General features: G+C 62.4%; 28 protein-coding genes. 14 read left to right on the top strand and 14 right to left on the bottom strand.

The window, feature by feature from the left end:
• Window position 1: 1 nt before the first annotated feature.
• From J2Y41_RS02140 to J2Y41_RS02125, 4 genes are all read left to right on the top strand, one after another.
• On the top strand, window positions 2-352 hold the full coding sequence (locus tag J2Y41_RS02140) for a hypothetical protein (RefSeq protein ID WP_309925764.1): 351 nt from the start codon (window positions 2-4) through the stop codon (window positions 350-352).
• 94 nt (window positions 353-446) lie between these two features.
• A complete protein-coding gene (locus J2Y41_RS02135) occupies window positions 447-695 on the top strand; it encodes a PspC domain-containing protein (RefSeq protein WP_224088338.1) in 249 nt (82 codons plus the stop codon).
• Between the two features lie 207 nt (window positions 696-902).
• On the top strand, window positions 903-1,928 hold the full coding sequence (locus J2Y41_RS02130; RefSeq protein ID WP_223934019.1) for an ATP-dependent 6-phosphofructokinase: 1,026 nt from the start codon (window positions 903-905) through the stop codon (window positions 1,926-1,928).
• 9 nt (window positions 1,929-1,937) lie between these two features.
• Complete coding sequence (locus J2Y41_RS02125) at window positions 1,938-2,687, top strand: GNAT family N-acetyltransferase (protein WP_224165009.1); 750 nt, start codon at window positions 1,938-1,940, stop codon at window positions 2,685-2,687.
• Between the two features lie 104 nt (window positions 2,688-2,791).
• Here J2Y41_RS02125 and J2Y41_RS02120 read toward each other — a convergent pair whose 3' ends face one another.
• The 6 genes from J2Y41_RS02120 to J2Y41_RS02095 form a co-directional block, all read right to left on the bottom strand.
• Entirely contained in the window at window positions 2,792-4,306 is a 1,515-nt protein-coding gene (locus J2Y41_RS02120; protein WP_224165010.1) for a DHA2 family efflux MFS transporter permease subunit, read from the bottom strand.
• A 92-nt stretch (window positions 4,307-4,398) separates the two neighbouring features.
• The gene (locus J2Y41_RS02115; RefSeq protein ID WP_224088342.1) at window positions 4,399-4,833 is read right to left on the bottom strand and encodes an ankyrin repeat domain-containing protein; all 435 of its coding nucleotides are present in this window, start codon (window positions 4,831-4,833) and stop codon (window positions 4,399-4,401) included.
• Complete coding sequence (locus J2Y41_RS02110; protein WP_309925760.1) at window positions 4,830-5,915, bottom strand: folate-binding protein; 1,086 nt, start codon at window positions 5,913-5,915, stop codon at window positions 4,830-4,832. The genes J2Y41_RS02115 and J2Y41_RS02110 overlap by 4 nt, the downstream gene beginning before the upstream one ends.
• 39 nt (window positions 5,916-5,954) lie before the next feature.
• On the bottom strand, window positions 5,955-6,677 hold the full coding sequence (locus J2Y41_RS02105) for a flavodoxin family protein (protein WP_309925757.1): 723 nt from the start codon (window positions 6,675-6,677) through the stop codon (window positions 5,955-5,957).
• Between the two features lie 57 nt (window positions 6,678-6,734).
• The gene (locus J2Y41_RS02100) at window positions 6,735-7,334 is read right to left on the bottom strand and encodes an FABP family protein (RefSeq protein ID WP_224088348.1); all 600 of its coding nucleotides are present in this window, start codon (window positions 7,332-7,334) and stop codon (window positions 6,735-6,737) included.
• Between the two features lie 167 nt (window positions 7,335-7,501).
• Window positions 7,502-8,236, bottom strand: a complete 735-nt coding sequence (locus J2Y41_RS02095) for a permease (RefSeq protein WP_224088350.1) — start codon at window positions 8,234-8,236, stop codon at window positions 7,502-7,504.
• Window positions 8,237-8,498: 262 nt separating this feature from the next.
• On the opposite strand from J2Y41_RS02095, the gene J2Y41_RS02090 reads away from it, so the two are divergent.
• The 8 genes from J2Y41_RS02090 (at window position 8,499) to asd (ending at window position 16,774) form a co-directional block, all read left to right on the top strand.
• Window positions 8,499-9,197 carry a response regulator transcription factor gene (locus J2Y41_RS02090; protein ID WP_216925061.1) on the top strand — a complete coding sequence of 233 codons (699 nt, stop codon included), beginning with the start codon at window positions 8,499-8,501 and terminating at the stop codon, window positions 9,195-9,197.
• A gap of 239 nt (window positions 9,198-9,436) precedes the next feature.
• A complete protein-coding gene (gene mshD, locus J2Y41_RS02085) occupies window positions 9,437-10,417 on the top strand; it encodes a mycothiol synthase (protein ID WP_309925752.1) in 981 nt (326 codons plus the stop codon).
• A 104-nt stretch (window positions 10,418-10,521) separates the two neighbouring features.
• A complete protein-coding gene (locus J2Y41_RS02080) occupies window positions 10,522-12,771 on the top strand; it encodes an RNA degradosome polyphosphate kinase (RefSeq protein WP_224088354.1) in 2,250 nt (749 codons plus the stop codon).
• Window positions 12,772-12,780: 9 nt separating this feature from the next.
• On the top strand, window positions 12,781-13,749 hold the full coding sequence (locus J2Y41_RS02075; RefSeq protein WP_309925749.1) for an NUDIX hydrolase: 969 nt from the start codon (window positions 12,781-12,783) through the stop codon (window positions 13,747-13,749).
• Between the two features lie 135 nt (window positions 13,750-13,884).
• On the top strand, window positions 13,885-14,688 hold the full coding sequence (locus tag J2Y41_RS02070; protein WP_224165015.1) for a thymidylate synthase: 804 nt from the start codon (window positions 13,885-13,887) through the stop codon (window positions 14,686-14,688).
• On the top strand, window positions 14,685-15,284 hold the full coding sequence (locus tag J2Y41_RS02065) for a dihydrofolate reductase (protein WP_309925746.1): 600 nt from the start codon (window positions 14,685-14,687) through the stop codon (window positions 15,282-15,284). The genes J2Y41_RS02070 and J2Y41_RS02065 overlap by 4 nt, the downstream gene beginning before the upstream one ends.
• A 19-nt stretch (window positions 15,285-15,303) precedes the next feature.
• Window positions 15,304-15,525 (top strand): NF038396 family protein, encoded by a 222-nt coding sequence (locus J2Y41_RS02060; protein ID WP_224165017.1) that lies wholly within the window; start codon window positions 15,304-15,306, stop codon window positions 15,523-15,525.
• A gap of 106 nt (window positions 15,526-15,631) precedes the next feature.
• Complete coding sequence (gene asd, locus J2Y41_RS02055; protein WP_224165018.1) at window positions 15,632-16,774, top strand: aspartate-semialdehyde dehydrogenase; 1,143 nt, start codon at window positions 15,632-15,634, stop codon at window positions 16,772-16,774.
• A 23-nt stretch (window positions 16,775-16,797) separates the two neighbouring features.
• Here asd and J2Y41_RS02050 read toward each other — a convergent pair whose 3' ends face one another.
• Both J2Y41_RS02050 and J2Y41_RS02045 read right to left on the bottom strand, forming a co-directional pair.
• The gene (locus tag J2Y41_RS02050) at window positions 16,798-17,802 is read right to left on the bottom strand and encodes a DUF559 domain-containing protein (protein WP_309925743.1); all 1,005 of its coding nucleotides are present in this window, start codon (window positions 17,800-17,802) and stop codon (window positions 16,798-16,800) included.
• Window positions 17,803-18,031: 229 nt separating this feature from the next.
• Window positions 18,032-19,174 (bottom strand): winged helix DNA-binding domain-containing protein, encoded by a 1,143-nt coding sequence (locus J2Y41_RS02045; RefSeq protein WP_309925741.1) that lies wholly within the window; start codon window positions 19,172-19,174, stop codon window positions 18,032-18,034.
• Between the two features lie 86 nt (window positions 19,175-19,260).
• Between J2Y41_RS02045 and J2Y41_RS02040 the strand changes: the two genes are divergently transcribed.
• Window positions 19,261-19,740 (top strand): hypothetical protein, encoded by a 480-nt coding sequence (locus tag J2Y41_RS02040; protein WP_224088359.1) that lies wholly within the window; start codon window positions 19,261-19,263, stop codon window positions 19,738-19,740.
• Window positions 19,741-19,765: 25 nt separating this feature from the next.
• On the opposite strand, the gene J2Y41_RS02035 is transcribed toward J2Y41_RS02040, so the two are convergent.
• The 6 genes from J2Y41_RS02035 to J2Y41_RS02005 form a co-directional block, all read right to left on the bottom strand.
• Window positions 19,766-20,833 (bottom strand): UDP-N-acetylmuramate dehydrogenase, encoded by a 1,068-nt coding sequence (locus J2Y41_RS02035; RefSeq protein WP_309925739.1) that lies wholly within the window; start codon window positions 20,831-20,833, stop codon window positions 19,766-19,768.
• Between the two features lie 37 nt (window positions 20,834-20,870).
• The gene (locus J2Y41_RS02030; RefSeq protein ID WP_216925049.1) at window positions 20,871-21,308 is read right to left on the bottom strand and encodes a MaoC family dehydratase; all 438 of its coding nucleotides are present in this window, start codon (window positions 21,306-21,308) and stop codon (window positions 20,871-20,873) included.
• Window positions 21,309-21,310: 2 nt separating this feature from the next.
• The gene (locus J2Y41_RS02025; protein ID WP_224088363.1) at window positions 21,311-21,772 is read right to left on the bottom strand and encodes a MaoC family dehydratase N-terminal domain-containing protein; all 462 of its coding nucleotides are present in this window, start codon (window positions 21,770-21,772) and stop codon (window positions 21,311-21,313) included.
• 43 nt (window positions 21,773-21,815) lie between these two features.
• Window positions 21,816-22,040, bottom strand: a complete 225-nt coding sequence (locus J2Y41_RS02020; RefSeq protein WP_224088365.1) for a DUF3188 domain-containing protein — start codon at window positions 22,038-22,040, stop codon at window positions 21,816-21,818.
• Between the two features lie 85 nt (window positions 22,041-22,125).
• Window positions 22,126-23,046 carry a DUF2797 domain-containing protein gene (locus tag J2Y41_RS02015; RefSeq protein ID WP_396133425.1) on the bottom strand — a complete coding sequence of 307 codons (921 nt, stop codon included), beginning with the start codon at window positions 23,044-23,046 and terminating at the stop codon, window positions 22,126-22,128.
• A gap of 2 nt (window positions 23,047-23,048) precedes the next feature.
• Window positions 23,049-23,912 (bottom strand): CoA ester lyase, encoded by an 864-nt coding sequence (locus tag J2Y41_RS02005; protein WP_224088372.1) that lies wholly within the window; start codon window positions 23,910-23,912, stop codon window positions 23,049-23,051.
• A 472-nt stretch (window positions 23,913-24,384) separates the two neighbouring features.
• Between J2Y41_RS02005 and J2Y41_RS02000 the strand changes: the two genes are divergently transcribed.
• Entirely contained in the window at window positions 24,385-25,455 is a 1,071-nt protein-coding gene (locus J2Y41_RS02000) for an ABC transporter substrate-binding protein (protein ID WP_309925730.1), read from the top strand.
• Window positions 25,456-25,457 lie beyond the last annotated feature (2 nt).

The following is a 25,457-nucleotide window of genomic DNA, read 5'->3' as shown; positions in this document are numbered from 1 at the left end:
CATGAGCACGAACGAGTCAAGCAACGCACGTGAAGCAGCGGAATCGAATGAGCCCGCACCCGCACCGCGGCTCCAGCCAATATCGCTCACGCCACCGCTTGAGCCCAGCTATCGGGTGGAACCGGCCATCGACGACGACGAACCGCAGCAGGCGCGGATCGGCACCGTGGTGTGGGGATTGATTGTGATTGCCTTGGCCGCTTTGTTGGCGATCTCCACCCTTGGTTGGGTGGTGCTGGACGGCACGTATGTGCTGATCGGCCTCATGATCGGCGCAGGCGCAGCCTTGGTCATCGGAGGAGTCCTCGCCGCCCGCAAGAGTGCTGGTAAAACCAAGAGCCCCGCAAGGTAACTGCCAACCCATCCGGACAGGTAGCAACGTGACAGGTACCAACGTGACAAGCAACCAGCGTGACAAAGCAACCACAACAAGGAAGTCTGTAGCCATGGACAAGTTCTTCAGCATCGTCAGGGGCTTCGGCCTGAAGCGTGGACCCCAGCGCTGGTTGGGTGGTGTCTGCGGTGGGATCGCTGCGAAGCTCAGGGTGGACGTGGCATACGTTCGCGTCGCTTTCCTGCTCTTCTGCCTCTTGCCCGGGCCGGCTGCAGTGTTCTATATCCTCGCTTGGCTCATCCTGCCGGACCAGAAGAACAGGATCGTGCTGGAGTCGTTCATCAGCCAGCGTTCCCGTTAGGGTCACAACGATCAACGACTTCGACGCCAGCGACACAAAGCGCCCCGCCGTTGCGGGGCGCTTTCGTTGTTTTCAGAGAGATTTCCAATAGCGCACCGTCGGGGTCGAAAGTAACCATTTGTGTCCCACCCCACATCCACGTCTACAATCGTTGGGAGCTCAGCGTGGCGCTCTACACGTATTCCTCCAAGCCATGAGTGAGCAAACATGAAAATTGGCATTCTTACCAGCGGTGGCGACTGCCCCGGACTCAACGCAGTAATCCGGGGAGCGGTCCTGAAGGGGATCGCAATCCACGGCCAGGAGTTCGTGGGTTTCAAGGACGGCTGGCGCGGCGTTGTGGAAGGTGATGTCATCGACATCCCCCGCACCTTGGTCCGCGGTATCGCCAAGCAGGGTGGCACCATCCTGGGCACCTCCCGCACCAACCCCTTCGAGAACGGCGGCGGACCGGACGTCATCAAGGCCCACATGGAACGCCTGGGCATTGACGCCATCATCGCTATTGGTGGCGAGGGCACGCTGGCGGCGGCAAAACGGCTCACCGACGCCGGACTGAAAATTGTTGGTGTTCCCAAGACCGTGGACAACGACCTCGACGCAACCGACTACACCTTCGGTTTCGATACAGCGGTTGAAATCGCCACCGAAGCAATCGACCGCCTCCGCACCACAGGTGAGTCCCACCACCGCTGCATGATCGCCGAGGTCATGGGCCGCCACGTAGGCTGGATCGCGCTGCACGCCGGAATGGCCGCTGGTGCACACGCCATCCTCATCCCGGAACAGACGGTCAGCATCGAGCAGATTACCGAGTGGGTCCAGGAGGCCCACGACCGCGGTCGCGCGCCCCTGGTGGTGGTAGCTGAGGGCTTCGTTCCGGACCACATGGAATCTCCCCACTCCGAGCGCGGACTGGACACTTTCGGCCGGCCCCGCCTGGGCGGAATCGCGGACCAGCTCGCCCCGGAAATCGAAGCACGCACGGGCATAGAGACCCGCGCCACCATTCTTGGCCACATCCAGCGTGGCGGCGTACCAACGGCCTATGACCGCGTTCTGGCAACCCGCCTGGGCATGGCAGCTATCGATTCGGTGGTGGAGGGACGTTGGGGCACCATGGTCGCCCTGAAGGGGACGGACATCTCCCACGTTGGTTTCGAAGAAGCACTGGGCAAGCTCAAGACCGTTCCGCAGCACCGCTACGACGAAGCGAGTGTGTTGTTCGGCTAGGCTGAATCCATGACTCTTGAGCCCACGTCCGCTGCCATTATCCAGCTGGCGTGGGCTCGGCATTTGGGGTTCGACGACGACGCTTTCGCCGCCGCTGCGGCCCGGGTCACCACTTCGGAGGTGGATCCAAGCGACCCCTCAAACCGCATCACCCTCGCCGACGAATCGGCGCAGGCAGTCGTTTTCCTCCGCCTTTTTGGTGCCTCAGCGCTGGTGGGACCCCAGTGGGTCCTCGACGCAGCCGCTGGAATTCCAGACACTGAGCTTGCCCAGCATGTCACGCTGTTGACCCTCACCCGGTCCCACGGTGGACACGGCCTGGGGTCCTCCGCCTTGTTCTTTGCCGACGACCTCCCACTCAATCAACCATCCGAAGACCTCACGGTCTCACGGGGCAATCCAGAGGCGATCGCGCTGGAAGGGCTGTGCCCCCCGGATGACGTCAACGAAGTGGGCCTCCAAGCCCTTGAGCACCGCTTCACCATCATGCATCCCGAAGAAGAACAGCCCACCCCCGTGGCGTGCGGGGCCTACTCCGAGTGGGAGGGAATCCTGGCCAACATGGGCGTCCTGGTAGCTCCGCCCTGGCGTCGGCGTGGCCTGGGAACGCTCGCTGCATCCATTGCTGCCCACGAAGCCCTGGCCGCTGGTCTGACGCTCCAGTGGAAGGCCGATGTCAGCAACAGCAGCGCACTCGCGATGGCGCGAAGCTTGGGATTCGCCACTGGCGGACTCCATGCGAGCGTGCTGCTCGGCTGACAAGCGCCGAACCGGCCCAGCCTTGGTCCGGGATGGCACCGGTCCTGCCCCTGCGTCCGGGTCAGGACCAGCCAAAAGTGGGCTGGCCCCCGCCGTTTGCCACGCTACTTCCGGACGGATTCCTGAGGAGCCCCACTTGAAGCAGCAGCTCCCCAGCCTTCAACGGACTTCGGCTTGGCAAAGAACACGGCCACCACTGCCCCGACGAGGATCGCACAAGCGGGCAGCACGATCGACTGGCTCATCGCCGTCGAGAATCCTGCATGCAGTGCCTCGGGAAGGGCGCCGTTCATGGACGCTTCGTTCGCCGGAGCTCCCGCTGGCGCCGCGGGCAGCTCGGCCGCAAGCCGCGCCTGGATCAGCGCGGCAATGGCCGCCGATCCAAGGACTGCGCCGATCTGGCGGGTGGTGTTGAACACGCCCGAACCGGCGCCCGCTTGGCGCGGTTCGAGGTTCCGTGTTGTCGCATTGGATACCGGCCCCCAAATGAAGCCATTGGCAACGCCCTGCAGGGCACTGGGAAGCAGGAACATCCAAATGGGAGTATCCGGCCGTAGAAGTGAAGCTGTCCAGAAGAGCGCTCCTGCCAGGCAAACCAGGCCGAAGGATGCGAACCAGCGCGGGTTGGCACGGTCGATCAGCTTACCCACGACGGGTGCCAGGCCACCGGAGATCACCGCCATGGGAATCATGAGCAACGCTGATTGAGTGGGGGTCAAGCCCCGCACAACCTGGTAGTAGAAGATCGTGGGCAGCGGGAACGCCGTCACTGTGAAGCCGACCACCATGATGGTGGTGTTGCCCAGCGAGAAATTGCGGTCCTTGAACAAAGCGAGCGGCAGCAGCGGTTCCCCGCCGCGCCGGCCCAGCAGCCACTGCCAGAGAACAAAGAGAACCAGGACCACGAGCCCTGCGATGATCAAGCCCCACACGGTAACGGCACCGGTGACCGTTCCCCACTTATAGGTTTGGCCTTCCTGGAGACCGAAGACCAAAAGAAACATGCCGACGGCGGAAAGCACCACGCCCGCGACGTCGAATGAATGGCTGTGTGTCGTCAGCTTCGGGACGAAACGGGTGACCATAAAGAAGGCGACAATTCCAATCGGGACGTTGACGAAGAAGATCCACTCCCATCCCAGTCCGTCCACCAGGACCCCGCCCAGAATGGGACCCACGAGGACAGCCATGCCGGCTGTCGCTCCCCAAAGCCCCATGGCGGCACCCCGGCGGTCCGGAGGAAAAATACGCGTGATGACAGCCATGGTCTGGGGCGTCATCATGGCCGCGCCGAGCCCTTGGACCGCGCGGGCGGCGATCAGCATGGTGATATCACTGGAGAGGCCGCACCACAGCGAAGCCAGCGTGAAGACCACCAGGCCGATCAAGTACAGATTCTTCGGCCCGAATCGGTCACCCAGCCTGCCGGTGATGAGGAGGGGTACCGCATATGCCAGGAGGTAGGCGCTGGTAACCCAGATGACAGCATTGATATCCGTCTTGAGGCCCTCCATGATTCGCGGATTCGCGACCGACACGATGGTGGTGTCGATAAGGATCATGAAGAAGCCTATGACGAGGGACCACAGCGCGGGCCACGGCTTGGCTACGTTTTCCAAGGGATTCCTTCGGCTGGTATGAAAGTTCTCTGATCCCGCACCCATCAGTACGGTTGTCGCAGCTGCCGGGCTTTCCCGGAACCCCTCGCGCCTTAGCCCAGAAGGGCCAATATTTCGGCCCTGGCAAACATCCTGGCCGCTTCGCGCGCGGTGGGAGTTCCGGCGTCGGGGTCTGCTCCTGCGTCCAGCAGCGCCCGGGCGACGCCCGTGTATCCCTTGAATACCGCCCCGGCAAGCGGCGTCTGACCACGGTCATTGGGGGTATTCACATCGGCGCCGTGGTGCAGGATCAACTGCACGGTTTCCTCGTGCCCATGGTAGGCAGCAAGCATCAGCAGCGAATCTCCGGAGGCGTTGGTGAGCGTGGCCGGGGCACCGGCATTCAGGTAGCTCCGAAGCATCTCGGTGTTGCCTTCGCGGGCGGCATCGAAGAGCGTGTGGGCCAAGGCGACTGCTTCGTCGTCGGCGCCCGTATCGGTGGCGGCAGAGTCGGCTTCGGATCCGGTGCTGTGACTAGGTTGGCTCATCGATGGGGTCCCTTCAGGAATCCGGTTTGGCGCCCGACCACCTGGCCGGCGTCGGGGGCGACGATCACTTCCTGGGCTGCGATATAAGGCTCCTCGCCGTCCATGACTGTCAACGTTTCATCCGCCGGAACGGAGCGCTTGATGACAGCCAAAGCCACAGGGCCCATCTCGAAGTGCTGCGCCACAGATGTCAGAGTACCCACCTTGCGCTCCCCCGCAAATACAACACTGCCAACGGCCGGAAGAGTGTGTTGCGAGCCGTCCAGCTGCAGGAAGACGAGGCGCCGCGGCGGATGGCCGAGATTGTGAACGCGTGCGATGGTCTCCTGGCCCTTGTAGCAGCCCTTGCTCAGGTGAACGGAGGTGCGAATGAGGTCCAGCTCATGCGGGATGGTCCTGTCATCGGTCTCCGCACCGAGACGTGGGCGCCACGCGGCAATCCGGAGGGCGTCGGCCGCCATGGCACCAGCCAGGGGCAGGCCTTCGACCACGGATTCCAGGTCTGCCGCCGGGACAAGGTATTCGAACCATGGGCGTTCGAGGCCAGGGTGCGACTCCTCCGGGACAGTGCTGTAGGAATAACCGCCCGGGCCTATATGCGGCCACGGATCTTCCCAAACCAAGTAACCGCCGAGCTTCTCCACGGGCTTTGTGGAACCAAGGACAGCCCACTCCCCGGAGACATCCGTGACCTCCACGCGCAGCATGAACTTCATCTTGTTCAACCACTCGGCCAACGGCTCCGCTTCCGCGGCCTCGACGATCAGCCAAGTGGTTTCACCGTCGTCAATAACCCGCGCATCGAACTCGATGCGGCCCTGGACACTGAGCAGCAACAGTTCGCTGCCAACACGGGGCTGGAGGTTGGTCACCTGCTGGGATGAAAGCGTGTTGAGCCAGCTGAGTCGGTCCGGTCCGGACACCGTCACCACGCCCCGGTGTGAAAGATCCACGACGGCGGTACCGGTCGCCAGAGCGCGTTGCTCCCGCAGCGGCTCGCCATAGTGGGCCGCGACGCCGGCATCCAGACCAGTGTCTTCGACAGCGCCAGGGCGCGACAACAGGGGGCTCTTGTAAGTCATATGTAGTAGAAGTCCTTGCGGCTCAGTGGTATTCCGGAATCAGCGGTATTCCGGGTTCTCGAAATCGAATCGTGTGCCGGCTTTCCATTCTTCCGGAAGATTGCCATAGGCGGGGATGCCGTCCGCATCCCTGAGCAGGCGGGCCATATGCATCAGGTTCCAGGACATGAAGGTGGTGTTCCTGTTGGTAAAATCACTCTCCGGACCACCGGACCCTTCGTCCAGGTAGCTCGGCCCTGGGCCTACAGGGCCAATCCAGCCGGCATCAGCTTGCGGAGGAATTGTGAAGCCTATGTGCTGGAGGCTGTACAGCACGTTCATGGAACAGTGCTTGATGCCATCTTCATTTCCGGTGATGAGGCATCCACCCACTTTCGGGTAGAACGCCCACTGGCCCTTGTCGGTCAGTTCGCCGGAGTGGGCGTACAGACGCTCAATGAGTTTCTTGGTCTGGGAAGAGTTATCGCCCAACCAGATGGGACCGGCCACCACCACGATGTCGGCCTCAGCGACCAACGGATAGATCTCCGGCCATTCATCGGTTTTCCAGCCGTGTTCCCGCATGTCCGGATAGACACCGCTGGCGATATCGTGATCGACAGTCCGGATGAGGCGGGTGGCGACGCCCTGCTTTTCCATGATGTCGCGGCTGATGCGGATCAGCCCATCGGTGTTGCTGACCTGAGGTGAAGGTTTCAACGTGCCGTTGAAGAACACGGCCTTGAGTCCCTCGTAGCCTCCCGGTTTGAGGTTGTTATTCACTAGCTGCTCCTTTTGCTGGTTGCGTGTGGAACGTTCAGTGACACCTCGCGCCGGGCGTCAGGAAACCCTGTGAAGGAACGCCGAGGCGTGTGGTTCCAATGCCTTGCCGTTGGCGGCAACATCCCAGCGCCAGAGGAGATTGCCATCCACCAGGCCAAAGATCCGTGTTGCGGCGGTGTACTCCTTGGAGTGGCTGCCGCGCATCACCATATCCGTGGTGAGCTGGATCTGTGGTCCCTTGATCTGGCCGTAGTAGAGCTCTGTGATTCCGCCAGGGTGGGCAATTGAAACGGAGATATCGAAGCCGCCTTCTTTGTTCCGGCGTTCTTCGACCTCATCGGCGGTCTTGAGCACGGGCACAATGTCCGCAGGGATCAGCCCGGGACCACCGTCGCCTTCCTGGAGCTTGCGTTCCAAGGCCCAAAAGCCGGTTTCAACGGTCAGTGGGCGCAACTTTGCGCCGGCGTCGTCGCTGATCCAGGTCTCGGCCCTGTACTGCAGGTACGGCAAACCGTTGTGGGTGAAGGAAACGTGTTGGACGAAATGTTCCGAATCCTCATCACCACTGCCAAGCCGCCCGCGGCCTTCCCACTCACCAATGAGCCAGGAAAGCGGGACGAGTTCAGGCGTCAGGTCTGTTGGAATCTCAATAGGCACAACGACTACCTCTTTTGGACTGCAGGATCAGAAGGCTTTACTTCTGGCCCTTGAAAAGGCGGTAAACAACGAAACCCGCAAACCACGCCATGGCAATGCTTGCCAGGCCAAGGAGAACGAGGAAGAAGATTTCAAATGCGAGTACAGACATGATGCAATCCTAACCGTTAGTAGATGAGTAGTTTGTCTATGAAGTAGGCCAAGGCTCCCACAGCCCAAACCGGTGCGACGCCCATTCCCAATGCTGCCGGAATATTGAGCCGCCCGCGCCTGAGAGTAGTCATCCGCCGGAAGCACACGAGGACCGACCCGACCACGACGCCCACCAAGGCAGCAGGCAGCACGGCGATATCGGAAAAAACAAGTCCGGCCAAGGGGCCCATGAGTCCGGCCATGACGATGCCCAAGGGAGCCACAATCCGGTCCGGCCAACGAATGACGCCTACCAGGAGTGCCACTGCGGCGCTCAACCCGGCCACCAGGACCATTTCCTTGACGCCGTTGAACCGGGCGCCGGCAATCCATCCTGCACCGAGGCAATTCAACAGGACCCCGGCACAACAGCCGAGCGTGGACTCCAGGCGCTGCGCCTGCCCCGTTCCCCGCACGAGCTGGATGATGAACACCGCCATGACGCCCAAGGCAATGAAGGCGGGGGTACCATCCAGGAATCCAGGAGCCGGCATGTAAGCTGCCGTCAATGCCGACCCGGCACCGGCCAGGGCAATGACCGAGGCCAGGGTTTTCTTGGCCGGGACCGCAAGGAAATGCGGCCAACCAAGCCCTACAGCCGCGGACGCCACAATGCCGATGCCCACCATGGCTTCCCGGGAAACGAAGGTGCTGGCCACGATGGCTGCGAGCGCCACGAGTCCGAATACCCCGATGCTCCAAGACTTCACTGTGTGCCCGACCTCAATTCGATGCGCCTTACGACCTCCCGACAATCCTGCCTTATGGCGGGCGAATATGTCGTAATTCCGGTGGCAGCCCGTCACGAATCCCTGACTGGCGGGGCTCGGGTGGGTATACTCGGACTTCAACGGCCCACACTGTTTGCCTTGATTCCGTTACAACGGGCCAAGGCTTGCCAGCTGCCGTGACCGGCCGGTGAAATTCCGGTTTCGACGCCCGATGATGCGCGTACAGCCCATTGGAGGAACTATGTCGCACATCCTGCTCCTGACGAACAGCACCGGCTCTTCGGTGGACATTCTGCCTGCCCTTGAGCTGCTCAACCACCGTGTTCACATCCTCCCGGCAGAACCGACTGCGCTGCTCGAAACCGACCCCACGGACATCGTCTTCCTGGATGCCCGCAAGGACCTGGTGGGGGCACGCTCCCTGACGCAACTCTTGAAGGCCACCGGACTCAGCGCCCCGCTCATGCTGATTCTTACCGAGGGCGGCATGGCAGCCGTTTCCTCTGCATGGTCAGTGGATGACATTGTGCTGGACTCCGCGGGCCCAGCTGAGGTCGAGGCGAGAATCCGCCTGGCCATGGCCCGTGCTGTACCAGGCGAAGAGGAGACCCAGACGGAGATCCGCGCCGCCGGCGTCGTTATCGATGAAGCGAGCTACACCGCCCGGGTCAGCGGCCAACCCCTGAACCTGACGTTCAAGGAATTCGAGCTCCTCAAGTACCTCGCCCAGCACCCCGGACGCGTGTTTACCCGTCAGCAGCTGTTGACCGAAGTCTGGGGCTACGACTACTACGGTGGCACCCGGACGGTAGACGTGCACATCCGACGCCTCCGCGCCAAGCTCGGTGTTGACCACGAGAATCTCATCAGCACGGTCCGCAACGTCGGTTATCGCCTGACCTTGGTCAGGCTCCCGGATGACGAACTCTCCGAAGCGTAGACCGCCGTCGACTGCGAAACGAAAAGAGGCCAGGATTCACATGAATCCTGGCCTCTTCCCTTTTCCGTGGAGGACATACGGGTCGAACGTATCGAGGCCACCCCACTGGTGGATCCCCCCTGTGTTGACTTCACGGTGGGCTACAGAGCCGCCGCAAAGCCGAACGAGATAACGAGCCTACAGCCGTTTCAAGGGGACTTCAAATTACAGTGCTTGCCCCGGACGTATAGCCTTGCATCATGAGTCAAGCGCACCCTGAGAACTGGCCAGTACTGCTCGTCACCGGCGCCCTCGATCCCGAACTCCTCAAGGACTTCAGGACACTCGCAGCGGCCGCCGAGGAATCCGACGGCAACCCTCCCCTGTCTGAACAGACACTGGTCATGTTGCGTGGGGCCGATGCCGGCGATCACTCCGTCCTGTCGCTTGCGCTTTATGCCCCGGACGAGGATTCAGATCCGGCGACCGGAGAAGACCTGGCGGGAATCGCCGTCGTCGTTGAAGCGCCCGGCCCATCGGGAACAACGGGTGTCCTCGAATTGGCAGTCCACCCCACCTACCGCAATCAAGGCGTAGCGGGCCGCCTGCTGGAGGCGCTGGAAGGCAAACGCGGTTTTGACGGCTTGAGCGCCTGGTCCCACGGCAACCACGAGGCCGCGGCGGAACTGGCCACCCGTTTTGGCTACGGTCCCGTGCGTGAACTGTGGAAGATGCGGCTGATGTCCTCCACGTCCGCACTGCCCGACGTCGGCCTCCCGGACGGGGTCTCATTACGTCCCTTCGTGCCGGGACAGGACGAGGACGCTTGGCTTGCAGCCAACCGCGCGGCCTTCTCGCACCATCCCGAGCAGGGCTCCATGACGCGGGCCGATCTTGAGGCCCGCAAGGCCGAAGATTGGTTTGATCCCGCCGGCTTCCTCCTGGCCGTTAGTGACGCAGGCGAACTGCTGGGATTCCACTGGACCAAGGTTCACCCGCGGCAGGGGCCCCATCCCGCGATCGGCGAGGTGTACGTAGTGGGTGTCACGCCCGGGGCGCAGGGCCTGGGGTTGGGCAAGGCACTCACCGTGGCCGGAATCAGGTACCTGCAGGACAAGGGCCTGCACGCGGTCATGCTTTACGTCGACGCCGACAACCGGGCCGTGGTATCCCTATACCAGAAGCTTGGCTTCATCCGTTGGGACACCGATGTGATGTATGGACCTTTAACCAAGAATTAACCTCAGCATCCCGCTGCAAGGAAAGCCCGGGACTTCTTGGATTCGGGCACTGGAATTGCTTGTAATGTGGGAGGAAACCCAGTCCTGAGCTTAGGAGAACCCCCATGCAGCCGGACCCCGTCGGCACCGCCGGATCCACTTCGAAGGGCGCCACACTGCCCCCACGCTTCGGATCATCGGAAGTGCCGGCTTCACGAGCCACCCAGGACCGCATTGACATCCCGGAATTTGCGCCGAGCCTGGAACCCGAAGGCGACATCACGCCGGACCGTTTCCTGGACCGTGAACTCAGCTGGCTTGCATTCAACTCCCGCGTTTTGGAGCTCGCGGAGGATCCGGACCTCTTCCTCCTGGAACGCGTGAATTTCCTGTCGATCTTTGCCTCCAACCTCGACGAGTTCTTCATGGTCCGCGTTGCCGGTTTGAAGCGGCGCATCGCCACCGGACTTGCTGTTCCCTCCCCCGCCGGCCTGAGCCCCATCGAGGTGCTGGAGCAGATCGGCCAGGAGGCGCACAAGCTGCAGGAACGCCACGCGCGTGTCTTCGCCGAACAGATCCGTCCTGCCCTGGCTTACGAGCACATCCACATCATGCACTGGAATGAATTGGATGAAGATGCCCGTCACCGGATCAGCATCATGTTCCAGGAGAAGGTCTTCCCGATCCTGACGCCCCTGGCCGTGGATCCCGCACACCCCTTCCCCTACATTTCCGGCCTCTCGCTGAACCTTGCTGTGATTGTCAGCAACCCCATCAGCGACAAGGAACTCTTCGCCCGTGTAAAGGTTCCGGACCAGCTGCCGCGCCTGATCTCCGTGGACGGCCCCCGTGCAGGTGCCATTCCTGGCCGTGTTGCCCGCTTCATTGCGTTGGAAGAAGTCATCGCAGTCCACCTGGACAAGCTCTTCCCCGGCATGGAAGTCCTGGAGCACCACACCTTCCGCGTCACCCGCAACGAGGACCTTGAGGTAGAAGAAGACGACGCCGAGAACCTCCTCCAGGCCTTGGAGAAGGAACTCCTCCGCCGCCGCTTCGGCCCTCCTGTGCGTCTGGAAGTCACCACGGACATCAACCCGAACATCAAGGCTCTGCTCATCCGGGAACTCGGCGTTGAAGAGTCCGAGGTCTACTCGGTTCCGGCGCCCCTGGACCTCCGTGGCCTCTCTGCGATCAGCGCCATTGACCGCCCCGACCTCCACTACCCCAAGCATGTCCCGCACACGTCCCGGTATCTCAATGAATCCGAAACGTCCAAGGCGGCCAACGTGTTTGCCGCCATGCGCCGCCGGGACATCCTGCTCCACCACCCGTACGACTCGTTCTCCACTTCCGTTCAGGCATTCCTTGAACAGGCTGCCGCGGACCCCAAAGTCCAGGCCATCAAACAGACCCTGTACAGGACGTCCGGCGACTCCCCCATCGTTGACGCGTTGATCGATGCCGCAGAAGCCGGCAAGCAGGTCCTTGCCCTGGTGGAGATCAAGGCCCGCTTTGACGAGCAGGCAAACATCTCCTGGGCCCGGAAGCTGGAACAGGCGGGCGTACACGTCGTGTACGGCATTGTGGGCCTGAAGACCCACTGCAAGTTGTCTTTGGTGGTCCGGCAGGAAGTGGATGGCCTGCGCCGCTATTGCCATATCGGTACCGGCAACTACCACCCTCGGACCGCCCGCTACTACGAGGACCTCGGCTTGCTCACGGCGAACGAGCAAGTGGGCGAAGACCTGTCCAAGCTGTTCAACCAGCTCTCCGGATACGCACCGAAGTCCACGTTCAAACGGCTGCTCGTGGCGCCGCGTTCCGTGCGTGCCGGCCTCATCGAGAGGATCGAAGCGGAAATCCGCAACGCCCGCGCCGGCGTTCCTGCCCGCGTCCAGATCAAGGTCAATTCCATGGTGGACGAAGCCATCATCGACGCCCTCTACCGCGCCTCGCAGGCCGGTGTGATGGTGGACGTGGTGGTCCGTGGCATCTGCTCCCTCCGGCCGGGCGTACCGGGCCTGAGCGAAAACATCACGGTCCGCTCCATCCTCGGCCGGTTCCTGGAACACTCCCGCGTCTTTGCTTTTGCGAACGGTGGGGACCCTGTGGTTTACATCGGATCCGCAGACATGATGCACCGCAACCTGGACCGGCGTGTTGAGGCACTCGTCCAGTTGGCCAGCAAGGAAGACACCGCCACGGTCGTGGACCTCATGAACCGTTATGTGGACGACGGAACCGCGAGTTGGCACTTGGACAACCAAGGTCATTGGACCAGGCACCACCTTGACGAGGACGGAAAGCCTCTGTTGGACATGCAGTCCTGGCTCCTTGCATCCCGGTCACGCCAGCGTGCAGCGGCCCGGCGGTAAGGGAACCTGTTGAAAAGCGATACCCCCGTGGCGGATCAGACGGACCACCCCGGTGAACGGGTGGCCGTTGTTGCGGCCGGTGCAATTCCTTGGCGGGTTCAGAAGGGCGCCCTTGAGGTGCTCCTGATCCACAGGCCCCGCTACGATGATTGGTCCTGGCCCAAAGGAAAGCTCGACGACGGCGAAACAGTTCCGCAGTGCGCCGTCCGTGAAGTGCATGAAGAGATCGGCCTCAACAGTTCGCTCGGCGTGCCGTTGCCACCCATTCATTACCATGTCAGTGCTGGCCTGAAAGTTGTGCACTACTGGGCCATGCGGGTCAACGGCGAACAGCTGCGGCCCGACGGCAAGGAAGTAGACAGCGTCATGTGGTGCAGCCCGGACAGGGCTGCGTCCTTCCTCAGCAACCCCACCGATGTGGAGCCCCTCGAGTACCTTGAGAAGGCCCACATCCGGGGCGAATTGGATACGTGGCCGCTCGTATTGATCCGCCACGCAAAGGCAAAGCCCAGGTCCTCATGGACCAAAGCTGAGGGGGAGCGTCCGCTGGCCGCCACTGGACAACGCCAGGCGGCGGCCGTCCAGCGCCTGTTGGAAGTGTGGAAGCCGCAACGGATAGTTACCAGCCCGTGGACCCGCTGCGTAGCAACCATTGCCCCCTACGCCAAGGCAAGCGGAGCGAAGGTAAAGCTGGTTGAAGCCCTCACCGAGCACAACCACAACCGGTCACCCAAGAAAACGGCCGCCACAGTAGAGGCCCTGTTCGATAAGCAGGTGCCAATCGCCGTGTGCACCCATCGCCCGGCGTTGCCCACCGTCCTGAACCAACTGGGCCAGCACATGTCAGCCGCCTTGCGGGGGTTGCTGCCAACGTCCGATCCGTTCCTTTCTCCGGGCGAGGTCATCGTCTGCCAGGTTGCCCGTGGTTCCGAGCGGAAGATTGTGTCGGTGGAACAGGTCAAGCCTTTCGACGACTAGCCTCGCCGAAGCCTGGCAGCAAACCCCGGGATCGCCGCCGCGCGCGCCTACTGGGGTTTCGGTCGTCGGCGTCGGTGATGAGACACTCATCAATCCACTGAGGGCCCGCATGGACCAAACCAGTAAGCTGGACTCGTGAGCATCCCCACCCCGTATGAAGACCTCCTGCGCGACGTCATGGCCAATGGCACGCATAAGTCGGACCGCACCGGAACCGGAACGCGCAGCGTCTTCGGGCGCCAATTGCGCTTCGACCTCGCCGAAAGCTTCCCGCTCATCACCACCAAGCGGGTCCACTTCAAATCCGTGGCAGTGGAGCTCCTGTGGTTCCTTCGCGGCGATTCGAACGTGAAGTGGATGCAGGACCAAGGCGTTTCCATTTGGGACGAATGGGCGGACGCCGACGGCGAACTCGGCCCCGTGTACGGTGTGCAGTGGCGCAGCTGGCCCACACCCGACGGTGGGCATATCGACCAAATCTCCGAGCTCATGGCCAACCTGGCTGCCAACCCGGATTCCCGGCGACACATCGTCTCCGCGTGGAACGTCGCCGAGCTCAAGGACATGGCGCTCCCGCCCTGCCATGCGTTCTTCCAGTTCTACGTGGCGGACGGAAAGTTGTCCTGCCAGCTGTACCAACGCTCCGCGGACACGTTCCTGGGCGTTCCCTTCAACATTGCCTCCTACGCCCTGCTGACGTGCATGGTCGCCCAGCAGTTGGGCCTGGAGCCGGGCGAGTTCGTCTGGACAGGCGGTGACGTCCACATTTACGACAACCACGTGGAACAAGTCACCGAGCAGCTCACCCGTGAACCGTACGAGTATCCACAACTGAAAATCCTCCGCAAGCCGGACTCGATCTTCGACTACACCCTGGACGACTTCGAGGTTGTGGGCTACCGGCACCACCCCACCATCAAGGCGCCGATCGCCGTATGAGCACTCCCCCATCCGAGAATCCTTCCCAGCTTCCGGGCGTCATTTTCACCCAGGAAACCGCAGCCAAAATGACCGGTGTCGGCATGATCTGGGCCCAGACCAAAGCCGGTGTCATTGGCAATGACGGCTCCATGCCGTGGCACCTCCCCGAGGACCTCAAGCACTTTAGCCAGCTGACCACGGGACACCCCGTCATCATGGGCCGCAAGACCTGGGAATCGTTCCCGGACAAGTACCGTCCCCTGCCCGGGCGCACCAACATTGTGGTGACCCGCAACCCGGAGTGGGCTTCCACGCCTGAGGCCGAGGGCGCCGTCGTGGTTTCCTCCCTGGACGCAGCCCTGCTGGAATCCCAGTTCGCACCCGGTGGCCAAAAGGTTTGGATCATCGGCGGCGGCCAGATTTTTGAACAGTCGATGGGAATTGCCAATGTTGCCGTCATCACCATCATCGATGCAGACCTCGACGGCGATACCTTCGCGCCTGAACTCGGCGACGACTGGACTTTTGATACTGCCGCGCCGGACGAAGGCTGGCTGACGGCCAAGAACGGCACACAATACCGGTTCACCACGTGGCGCCGGACGGAAACCTAGAAACCAGGACATGCTCCGAATGCTGAAGAAACCCGAAACATTGTTCGTACTGGGATACATGCTGCTGCCGCTTTTCGCGCTGATTTCAGCCATTGTTGGACTGACCATGATTCTTGGCGGCAACCGCATCGTCGGCATCATCGTGTTGATCGTGGTCACACAGGTCTTCACGTTCGGTGCGTTCTTTGCCTTGCGCAAGCGCAAGGCCGTGCTGCTGCAAGGGCCCGACGCCGGGAACTAGCCGCGGCGGTCGGCCTGCCTGCCGCTGGGGCGAGTTCCGGCGTCGTGCGTTGCGTGCGTGACGTAACCAACAGCGGCTCTTCGCCGCAAAAGTTTAGACTGGGTAAATGACTACAGCAGCTAATCCGTCCGTTGGACTGGTCGGTTGGCGTGGCATGGTCGGCTCCGTCCTGATGCAGCGCATGCAGGATGAGAACGACTTCGCCAACATCAACCCGGTATTTTTCTCCACCTCGAACGCAGGAGGTGCCGCCCCTTCCTTTGCTGACGGGGCTGGCAAGCTCGAGGACGCGTTCGATATCGAGACGCTTGCCAAGCTGCCGATTATTGTTACCGCCCAGGGTGGCGACTACACCAAGCAGGTTCACGGCGAACTTCGCAGCCGTGGCTGGGATGGCCTCTGGATCGATGCTGCCTCCACCCTGCGCATGAACGACGACTCGATCATCGTGCTGGACCCCATCAACCGCGACGTCATCGACGCCGGCCTGTCCGGCGGCGTCAAGGACTACATCGGCGGAAACTGTACCGTTTCCTGCATGCTCATGGGCCTTGGCGGGCTGTTCAAGAACAACCTGGTCGAATGGGGCACCTCCATGACGTACCAGGCTGCCTCCGGTGGCGGCGCCCGCCACATGCGCGAGCTCCTGAACCAGTTCGGCACCCTCAACAACGAGGTAAGCAGCGAACTTCAGGATCCGGCCTCGGCAATCCTGGAGATCGACCACAAGGTTCTCGCCGCTCAGCGCACTGGCGTTGACGCCACCCAGTTCGGCGTTCCGCTGGCCGGTTCGCTCATTCCCTGGATCGATGCCGACCTCGGCAACGGCCAGTCCAAGGAAGAGTGGAAGGCCGGGGTCGAGACCAACAAGATCCTCGGAACGGGCAAGGGCACCGCGGGCAAGGACCACATCGCCATGGACGGCCTTTGCATCCGCATCGGCGCCATGCGCTCCCACTCCCAGGCCCTCACGCTCAAGCTACGCGAAGACCTGTCCGTCACGGAGATCGAGAACCTCCTGGCCAAGGACAACGAGTGGGCCAAGGTTGTTCCGAACACCAAGGAAGCCTCCATGGCGGACCTGACTCCTGTGGCTGCTTCCGGCACCCTGGACATTCCCGTTGGCCGTATCCGCAAGCTCGAAATGGGCCCGGAGTACATCAGCGCCTTTACCGTGGGCGACCAGCTCCTGTGGGGTGCAGCTGAGCCGCTGCGCCGCATGCTGAACATCGTGACAGGCAAGCTCTAGGCCCCGTCCGCGCTTTTTCGTCGTCAACCCGCTGTTCCGTTGCTGCCCAGCAACGGAACAGCGGGTTTTCCGCGTTCTACCCGCGATCCGCCCAACGCCTCCCTGAGCTTGCGGTCGACGTCCCATGGCCTGCTGAGATCGTCCCATTCGATGCGGACCACTTTCCACCCTTGGGCTTGGAGTGCCTTCTCCCGGCGTCGCTCCTGAAAGACCACTTCCTCCGTGGGTGCGTAATCGAAGTATTTGGCACGGCCGTCAAACTCCAGAATCACCTTGTTTTCCGGCCAGCCGAAGTCTCCCCGGTACCGGCCTATGGGTGTATCGACTTCGAGCTGAAGCACCGCTCCGTGGATCCCCAACTTGTCCAGAAGCACTCGTGTGCGGGTCTCCCCCACGGATTCCGAACGGGCATCCATTGCGTCGAGAACCCGACGCAAGCGTCGTGCACCTCTTGTGATTTTGCCAGTATCCACATAGCCCTGCATCAAAAGCGGATCAGCGCCCCTGCGTACAGCTTGGTCTGCGATCACCAATGCCCGTTCAAAAGCCAGGGTCCGTGCACAGTCCACCACCGTGCGCTCAAGGCTCGTGACTTTGACGGGTCGTCGCCACGCCGCCTGCAGCTCAACGATCTCCGCGGACTCCAGTGGACCACCGTGCGCCGATACATCTTCCCCGGAGCTCGCCTGTGCTGGCCAGAACGGCGTGGTGACATGCACCAGTGGGCCACCATCCCACGGTGAGCATCCATGAAGTCGCGCGGCACTCAAATGGCTGTAGATGTTGGCGACACGTGATCCGCTCTGATGCGCTTGGATCCTCAGCATGTCCTGCTCCCAAGGACTTCGCCGGCGCCAGTCAGCGGCACGGGCGTACACGCCACGTCTCAGCCTGATCAGCTTTCCCGATCGCACACCCGCCGTAAGCACCCGGTCGCCGAGACCATTCTCGGCGAGGTCCGCTGTCACAGCGATCATGTTATTCGGCCAGTTGCCGGCGATCAGGGCGTCAAGTTTCTGTGGCTTCATGGGGTCCATCGTGCGTCTGCCGTTGGCCTCGCGGACAGCCTTTCAGGGCCGTATGTGGACAACTACGGCCCGTCGGCAATGGATACTCCAATGCCCCACGTCGCTGGATCTCCATGCCCAGTCGCGGACCCGCTAACCCGTTGTTGGCCAACGACGCGGGAGCGGGCAAACCACGGGGAAGCGGCCAAGCCACGGGCTAGGACAGTGTCGGGGCAGGGCAAGCCCGGCCTCAGCCCGCCATGAACTTCAGGTAAGCCCGCCCCTGCGCCTGGAACGAACGCTCCGCGGCCGGGCCCAGCTGTCCTTCGAAGGGCTCAGGAACAACGCCGGGCGCGTTGCCGTTGCCGGTCCTGGCCCATGTGCCCACCACTTCTCCCCCGGCCACGATGATTCGTTTGAACACTCCGTTCCTGCCCGGCACCACCAATTCAGCATGCTCTGGTGCAAGGACCAGGCTTCGGTCCTGGTAACCGAGCAGGAATTCATCGAAGCCAGGAAGAGCCAGCAACGCCCGCGAGCCGGGGACGCCGTCGTCGAGCAGTGCTGCTGTTTCAGGCGAAAGCCAATAGCTGGTACCGCCAAACGGCAGCTCCACCAATCGATCCTGAACCGAGGCAAGGGCCTTGCGCGCTTCCGTGAGGGGCACTTGGCTCCACCAGGCGAAGTCCTTCACCGTCGCAGGCCCGTGGCTGCGGATGTAACGGAAGAGAAGCTCGGCTATGCCTTCCTCGCGATCAAGGTCCCTGGAGTCCTTGATCCACTCGTCGAAGGGCACAAACAATTGTTGGACGCCCACTTTGCCGCGTGAACCAGCCATGGGGCCTTGAACGAGCCATGCACGCTGGCACAGGCTTCCAAGCAGATGGATGCCACGCTGGGCCTTGGTGATCTGGCCTGCTTCCTCGAAGGCGTCAAAGAGTTGCTCGCGCGTGGCCCCGCGTCCGCCGTCGGCCGTCCTGAGGGACTCCAACGTCTTCAGTGCGATGTCCCGGCAATGGCTGATGTCCTCGGCGGTGATGCCAAGCTCCCGGTGCCGCCCTGCCACCATGTTCATGAGTCGTGGGCTGGTGATTCGCAGGATCCAGCGGAGATCCTCCGGTGCCAGCAGATGCAGCGTTCCCCGCATTGGCCACGACCGGACTATGGTTCCGGAGTCAAGGGCTGCGCGGACGTCGGAAGCGGCAGATCCCGGGACACGCTGCCCCACCGCCCAGAGCGCGGACCCGAGATCCTGCGCCTGCATGGCTGTCATCCACCGAACCGCTTCCGGTACTGAGGCAAAACCACCATTCAGGAGTCCCTGGCCAGCCAGCCGCAGGCGGCCCATGATTCGCGAAGTGATAGTGGCAGGGCGCGCTTGGGGTGCAGGCATGCTCCATCCTAAAAGCGCCCAACCGGTACAGGGAACCTTGCAAGACCTCCCAGCAGCCTTCCAGCACAGTTTCCTAGGATGGCTGCATGCTCTTTGGTGATCTTGCTCCGCTTGTGCGGCCGCTCAGCCGGTGGTTGGCGGCGGCTGGCTGGTGCTGCACCGTCGTCGGGCTTGGAACGGGCCTCGTTGTGGCCGTTGGTACAGGAGTCAGCCTCACGCCTGCCATGCAGGTCATCCAGATGGCGGGGCTGGTGGCGACTGCCACTGCCGCGCTGCTCATCGGCACCGCAGCCGCCATCCAACCTGTTGCCGACCCCGGGGACGACACCCCGGAGCCCTGGTTCTACCCCGCGGCCGCAGCACAAGTACGCAGCTTCCTGCTGGGTGCCATCGTGATGCTCCTGGGCCTGGTGGGCTTCGCCATGGCAGGACTCTTCATGCCTAGCGGCCCCTCACCCCAAAGCATTGCCTTCAGCCAGATCTTCTTGCTGGGATCGGTGAGTTGCGGGCTGACCTTCCTGCTCCTCAACAAAGTCCTGCCCATCGCCGCACGACGTACACGCTGAGCCCGCCGCAGCCTGCTGTGTCGGGCTAGAGGGAAACGCCAATCAGCAACGGTTCCGGGTGCAGCTCAATTCCGAAGCGATTCACGACGCCGGCACGCACTTCGCGCGCGATAGCCACCATGTCCGACGCCGAGGCCGATCCGCGGTTGGTGATCGCCAAGGTGTGCTTGGTGGACAGGGATGCCCTGCCTCCGGACACACTGGTTTCATCGAGTCCGAAACCCTTGCCGAATCCCGCGTGATCGATGAGCCAGGCAGCGGAAAGTTTTACCAGTCCGTCTTCACCTGCCGGGTACTTCGGCGCGTTTTCCGGCAACCCTGCGGCGCGTTCGGCCGGGATGATCGGGTTGGTGAAGAACGAGCCCGTGGAGTAAGTGTCCCGGTCTGCGGCGTCCAAGACCATGCCTTTGGACGCGCGGAGCCGGAGGACTTCCCGGCGGACATCGTTGGAGTAGGCACGTTTGCCGGCTTCCACGCCCAGCACGCGGGCGAGTTCACCGTACCGGATGGGGGCGCTCATTCGCCCCAGCGGCAATTGGAATTCAACAGTCAGCACCACGTAGCGCGGCGAACCTTCCACAGTGGTCTGCTTCAGGATGGAATCGCGGTAACCAAACTTGAGTTCTGAGTTGGTGAACGTCTGAACTGCGTTGCGTTGCCGGTCCCAGGTCCGCACGGCGGCGATGGTTTGTGAGACATCCGCCCCATACGCGCCAACGTTCTGTACCGGCGTGGCACCTGTGGCCCCCGGGATGCCGGACAGGGCCTCAAGGCCGGACCAAGCATGCAGGACCGAGTACTCCACCAACGCGTCCCAATTATGGCCGGCCTGAACCACCACGGACACACCGCCGCAGCTGTCTTCCGAGTCCACGGTGAAGCCCTCGGACGCTATCTTCAGGACCGTGCCGGGGTAGCCTTCGTCCGAGATCAGCAGGTTGGAACCCCCGCCAATGATGAGGAGTTTCTCCCCCGCAGCGTCAGCCGACCGCACGGCGTCGATGATTTCAGCCTCAGTGCGGGCCTCTACATAGTTTCCTGCCGGGCCGCCGACGGCAGCCGTGGTCAGGTCGGAAAGCAGCGTCTGGGTCACCCATCAAGCCTAACGGGGATTGAAGTGCTCACATGATTCAAGAGACCTTCACCACTGCTTGGGACTTCATGAGGACCTTCTGTCCGGCGGCTACAACCGTGAGGTCGATGCGCACGGTGCCTGCCTCGGCGTCGAGGGCTCCCACTACCCCGGTGACATCGATAACTGCACCGGCCTCGTCCGTTCCGGTGGTGTCAGCCACCAGGACCGGCTTGGTGAAGCGCGTCTGGTAATCAACGACGGCGGCGGGGTCCCCGGCCCAGTCGCTGACAAGCTGCACAGCCGAGCCCATGGTGAACATGCCGTGGGCTATCACGCCGGGCAGCTCAACGGAGGTGGCAAATGCTTCGTTCCAGTGGATCGGGTTGAAGTCCCCCGAAGCGCCGGCGTACTTGACCAGGTCCTGGCGGGTGACCTCAATGCTGCGTGTGCCAATTTCCTGGCCGACCGTCAGTTCTTCGAATTTCGGGCTCATGGTTACTGTCCCTCTCCGCGTACCAGGATGGACGAGGTGGTGGTGGCTACTTTTTCACGGTCATCGTTGCCGTCGAGGGCGAAAATCTCAGAACGCGTTGTGATCATCGCCCCGCCGCCCATGGCACGCACTCCATCAACATGCAGTTCAGCCACGAGGCGGTCCCCGGCCACAATGGCGCGGTGATGCGTAAAGCGCTGGTCCGCGTGGACCACGCGGGAGAAGTCGATGCCGGACTCGGGGTCCTCCACAAGCTGGGCGTCGGCGCGCTGGGCAACAATGATGGCAAACGTTGGCGGGGCTACAAGATCGCTGTGCCCCATGGCCCGTGCAGTCTCAACGTCAAAGTGCGCAGGATTGCTGGCCTTCACGGCCTTCGCAAATTCGCGGATCTTCTCGCGGCCGACGTCATAAACTTCTGCGGCAGGGTAGCTTCGGCCCTGCAGGTCCGGATTGATACTCATGGTCCAACCCTATCGGGCTGAGGACCCCAGGGTGGTGTTGCGACTACTTCTTGTAGGTCTTGCGGATCTTCTGGCCGCGGACTACGAGCCCTGTGACGTGGAGCAGCAGCCCGACACCGATCACGGGCAGTGATGCAATGGCCAGTCCCTGGTTGCCGGTCGTGTTCCCGGCAATGGAAAGGATGAGTCCGACGGCGATGAGCCCCATGGCGCTGAAAACCAGCGTTTTGTAGGCGGTGGACGAGGTGGCCCAGAATTCGTTCAGCACCGTCCAAGTCTACCGGTGCCCGTTGCGAGGCCAGCTCTGCGCCCCAAAACCCACAAATAACACGCAGACCAGGCCCCACAAGGGGTTAGAACAAAGAATCCTGCAGCGCGGGGATTTCCGTGATGTGGGGCCCGAACTCGATCTTGCGTCCCTTCAAGGCGCCCAGGTCTGCCACGAAACTTCCCTGAACCAGGTTCCCGGAAGCATCAGGCAGACCGGCCAAGGCTATGGCACCGGAAAGTGAGTGGATCCGAAAACCATGCCCGCCGCCGTCGAACGCTGCCGGGTAGGGGTGGCGCGACGAACCGGCGGCACGAACGGTGCAGAGCCGGTCAGCCAATGCCGGCCGCTCCCACTCTTCCTCCACAACGGCGAAGCCGGTCATGGCAAGTCCGCCCAGCAAGGCGCGCACCTGCGCGGCATGCCGGCGATTGATGGCAACAAGCTCGACGTCGGGACGCGGCTCAACAAGCGACGCCGCCTTGGCAGCGGAACGGACCTGCTGGACGAGTCCAAGCTCGCGGGTCACGAGATCCTCAAGCACTCGAACAACCCGGCCGTCCTCGGCAAGAGCAACATAGGCAGCCTGCACGGCACCCTGCTCGGCCAACCGGTTCCACTTGCGCGGAGCCGAGGCAGTCCCGATCTTGGTTGCCCCATTGGCGAACGTTGCAACGTACAGCCAGTGTGGCTGCATGAGATAAGCGCGAAGACCGGCGGGCACAGAGCTGCCTCGGTGGAAATCATGCATGAGCCGGGAATCGTCCCGGGCAAAGCAGGCCCCGCACTGCTTCCCACGCTCGGCTGGGGAACCGCTGCGGCAAGGAACATGGGTGCGGTTGCCCGGCCCGTGGACCTTGGTATGGCCAAGGCACCACACCCCGGGCATGACGCGCAGGCCCAGGGTTGAACCCGGGGCCAGCGCAACGTCGGTGAACTCCCCGTCGGGCTGCAATAACCTCAAAGCCGGTGAGGAAGAGTCCCAAGCTATGCCGTGGACCAGCATGGCTACAGGGAGGGCTGAACCCCGAAGGCAACTGCGAGCTTCATGATCTTCTCGGCCCGGCCAAGGCGTGGAAGGTCCGAACCGTCCCGGATCACCCTGCCGTTGGCTTCGAAGTCGCTCATGAAGTCGGTAGCCCAGGCAACGTCCGACGGGGTGGGGCTGATGACCTCGTTGATTACGGTGGTCTGGTCGATTGCCAGGCACAGCTTGCCGGTCATGCCCATGGTCACAGTGATGCCGGTCTGCTCGCGCAGGATGGGGTGGTTGGTGCCGACCGTGGGGCCATCGATGGGGCCGGGCAGGTTGCCGACACGGCTGGCAACGACGAGCTTGGCGCGCGGGTAGGCCATGGCCTCGGGGGTGGCTGCCATGCCGGTGTCGCGGCGGAAGTCACCTGAACCGAACGCCAGGCGGAACGCGCCTTGGGCGCGGGCAATGTGGTTGGCTTCCTCGATGCCGAGGGCAGACTCAACCAGTGCAATCACGGGGGTCTTGCCGTCCATGCGGTGGTAGGACTCCGTAACCTGGTCCGCGGACTCGGTCTTGGCGAGCATCACTCCGAGCAGGCCCGGGGTGCCGCGGAGGCCGGCGAGGTCGTCTGCCCAAAAGGGGCTGGTGGCGTCATTGATGCGAACCCAGGCCTGACCGCCGGACCTCAGCCAATTCACGACATTCTCGCGGGCCGTGTCCTTCTGGGATGGGTCAACAGCGTCTTCGATGTCCAGGATGATGGCGTCTGCCCGTGAACCCGCGGATTCGTCAAAAAGTTCCGTCTTCATGGCGTTCACGAGGAGCCAGGAGCGGGCGATATCGGCGGGAATATTGCGGGTAGGCCGAATGGATTCGGCGGCGATGCTAGACGTCATGTATCTACCGTATCCGGCAAGCGGCCCGGAGGGCGAAGAAATCTGCCCGGTTGTGAGGATCAATACGAACTAAAGCCCTTATGACTGTGCCCTCCCCCAGTATGACTGTCCGACGGCGGCACGCGGCTTTCGTTTCCAGCGCACCCCGCGCGGTGGGTCATTGAACTCAAGAGCGTCGTCATTGGGGTCAGCAGTGTCGTCATTCGGCTCAACAGTGTCGTCATTCGGCTCAACATGCACTTCATCCGGCTCAACGCTGCGACTTTGTGTCCGTCGATTGCATTTCATGGCTTCGCGTTGCGCCCGGTTGCCCGCTGTTTCAGAGCGTTTCCCGCTGTTTCCCGCGGTTTCCCGCGGTTTCCCACCGTGACCACGGCGCTTTCCACGGGCCACCCGGATGGGCTTACATCGTTCCCAAGCCGGTGAACATACGGCTCCCCAACCGAAACACAATCACTCGAAAGTAGCTCCCATGAAACTGCACTTGCCCCTGCTGAGCGTCGCGGCCGCCGTCGTACTAGCGCTGACGGTGTCCGGCTGCGGCGGTGCAGCCGAAGCCGGACAAGCCAACCAACCCGGCAACGAGGTCAAGGAACTCCGCTACCAAGGCTCGGCCAACAACGTGACCTTCCCTGAGCTTGCTGCGGACCTCGGATACCTGGGCGATCTGAAGCTGAACTGGGTGGGCAACACCACCAGCGGCCCGCAGGACATCCAGTCCGCGGCTACCAACCAGACGGACTTCGGCGGCGCATTCTCCGGAGCCGTGGTGAAGCTCATCGAAGCGGGCGCCCCTGTGAAGGCCGTGGTCAATTACTACGGCTCGGACGAGAAGACCTTCAACGGCTATTACGTGAAGGCGGACAGCTCCATCAAGGGACCCCGTGACCTGATTGGCAAGAAGATCGCAGTCAACACACTGGGCGCACACCACGAGGCGGTCATCAATACGTACCTGACGCAGAACGGTCTCAGCCCGGACGAGATCAAGCAGGTCCAGCTCGTCCCCTTGGCACCGAACGATACGGAGGAAGCCATCCGCCGAGGCCAGGTGGACGCGGGCACCCTTGGCGGAGTGCTGCAGGACAGGGCCGTTGGGGCCGGCGGACTACGTTCACTGTTCAGCGATGTGCAGTTGTTCGGCAACTTTGCAGGCGGCCAGATCGTGCTCCGGAACGACTTCATCGAAAAGAACCCAAACACCACCCGCACGTTCACTACCGGCGTTGCCAAAGCCATCAAATGGGCAGCGGAAACACCGCGCGACGAAGTCATTGCCCGCTTCACCAAGATCATCGAAAACCGCGGACGCAATGAGAGCACGGCCAACCTGAAGTTCTGGAAGAGCCCTGGGGTTCCGGACAGCGGTGTGATCAAGGACGAGGACTTTACCCGCTGGGAGGCGTGGCTGAACTCTGCCGGGATCGTGAAGGACAAGCTCACGCCGTCCAAGTACTACACCAACGAATTCAACGATCTCGCCGGTGCCACGAACGGCACAGCTACTGACCCAGCCAAGACTGACGCAGCCAGGAAGGGATAGCC

The organism is Arthrobacter sp. 1088 (genome assembly GCF_031455315.1).
GTDB lineage: Bacteria > Actinomycetota > Actinomycetes > Actinomycetales > Micrococcaceae > Arthrobacter.
This window is presented reverse-complemented; position numbering and strand designations above follow the sequence as displayed.

Excerpts from the sequence above, each read along its gene's own strand:
- J2Y41_RS02140 (WP_309925764.1), top strand. The coding sequence starts at position 2 with ATGAGCACGAACGAGTCAAGCAACGCACGTGAAGCAGCGGAATCGAAT.
- J2Y41_RS02135 (WP_224088338.1), top strand. The coding sequence starts at position 447 with ATGGACAAGTTCTTCAGCATCGTCAGGGGCTTCGGCCTGAAGCGTGGA.
- J2Y41_RS02130 (WP_223934019.1), top strand. The coding sequence starts at position 903 with ATGAAAATTGGCATTCTTACCAGCGGTGGCGACTGCCCCGGACTCAAC.
- J2Y41_RS02125 (WP_224165009.1), top strand. The coding sequence starts at position 1,938 with ATGACTCTTGAGCCCACGTCCGCTGCCATTATCCAGCTGGCGTGGGCT.
- J2Y41_RS02115 (WP_224088342.1), bottom strand. The coding sequence starts at position 4,833 with ATGAGCCAACCTAGTCACAGCACCGGATCCGAAGCCGACTCTGCCGCC.
- J2Y41_RS02110 (WP_309925760.1), bottom strand. The coding sequence starts at position 5,915 with ATGACTTACAAGAGCCCCCTGTTGTCGCGCCCTGGCGCTGTCGAAGAC.
- J2Y41_RS02090 (WP_216925061.1), top strand. The coding sequence starts at position 8,499 with ATGTCGCACATCCTGCTCCTGACGAACAGCACCGGCTCTTCGGTGGAC.
- mshD (WP_309925752.1), top strand. The coding sequence starts at position 9,437 with ATGAGTCAAGCGCACCCTGAGAACTGGCCAGTACTGCTCGTCACCGGC.
- J2Y41_RS02080 (WP_224088354.1), top strand. The coding sequence starts at position 10,522 with ATGCAGCCGGACCCCGTCGGCACCGCCGGATCCACTTCGAAGGGCGCC.
- J2Y41_RS02065 (WP_309925746.1), top strand. The coding sequence starts at position 14,685 with ATGAGCACTCCCCCATCCGAGAATCCTTCCCAGCTTCCGGGCGTCATT.
- J2Y41_RS02060 (WP_224165017.1), top strand. The coding sequence starts at position 15,304 with ATGCTGAAGAAACCCGAAACATTGTTCGTACTGGGATACATGCTGCTG.
- asd (WP_224165018.1), top strand. The coding sequence starts at position 15,632 with ATGACTACAGCAGCTAATCCGTCCGTTGGACTGGTCGGTTGGCGTGGC.
- J2Y41_RS02050 (WP_309925743.1), bottom strand. The coding sequence starts at position 17,802 with ATGAAGCCACAGAAACTTGACGCCCTGATCGCCGGCAACTGGCCGAAT.
- J2Y41_RS02045 (WP_309925741.1), bottom strand. The coding sequence starts at position 19,174 with ATGCCTGCACCCCAAGCGCGCCCTGCCACTATCACTTCGCGAATCATG.
- J2Y41_RS02040 (WP_224088359.1), top strand. The coding sequence starts at position 19,261 with ATGCTCTTTGGTGATCTTGCTCCGCTTGTGCGGCCGCTCAGCCGGTGG.
- J2Y41_RS02030 (WP_216925049.1), bottom strand. The coding sequence starts at position 21,308 with ATGAGCCCGAAATTCGAAGAACTGACGGTCGGCCAGGAAATTGGCACA.
- J2Y41_RS02025 (WP_224088363.1), bottom strand. The coding sequence starts at position 21,772 with ATGAGTATCAATCCGGACCTGCAGGGCCGAAGCTACCCTGCCGCAGAA.
- J2Y41_RS02015 (WP_396133425.1), bottom strand. The coding sequence starts at position 23,046 with ATGCTGGTCCACGGCATAGCTTGGGACTCTTCCTCACCGGCTTTGAGG.
- J2Y41_RS02005 (WP_224088372.1), bottom strand. The coding sequence starts at position 23,912 with ATGACGTCTAGCATCGCCGCCGAATCCATTCGGCCTACCCGCAATATT.
- J2Y41_RS02000 (WP_309925730.1), top strand. The coding sequence starts at position 24,385 with ATGAAACTGCACTTGCCCCTGCTGAGCGTCGCGGCCGCCGTCGTACTA.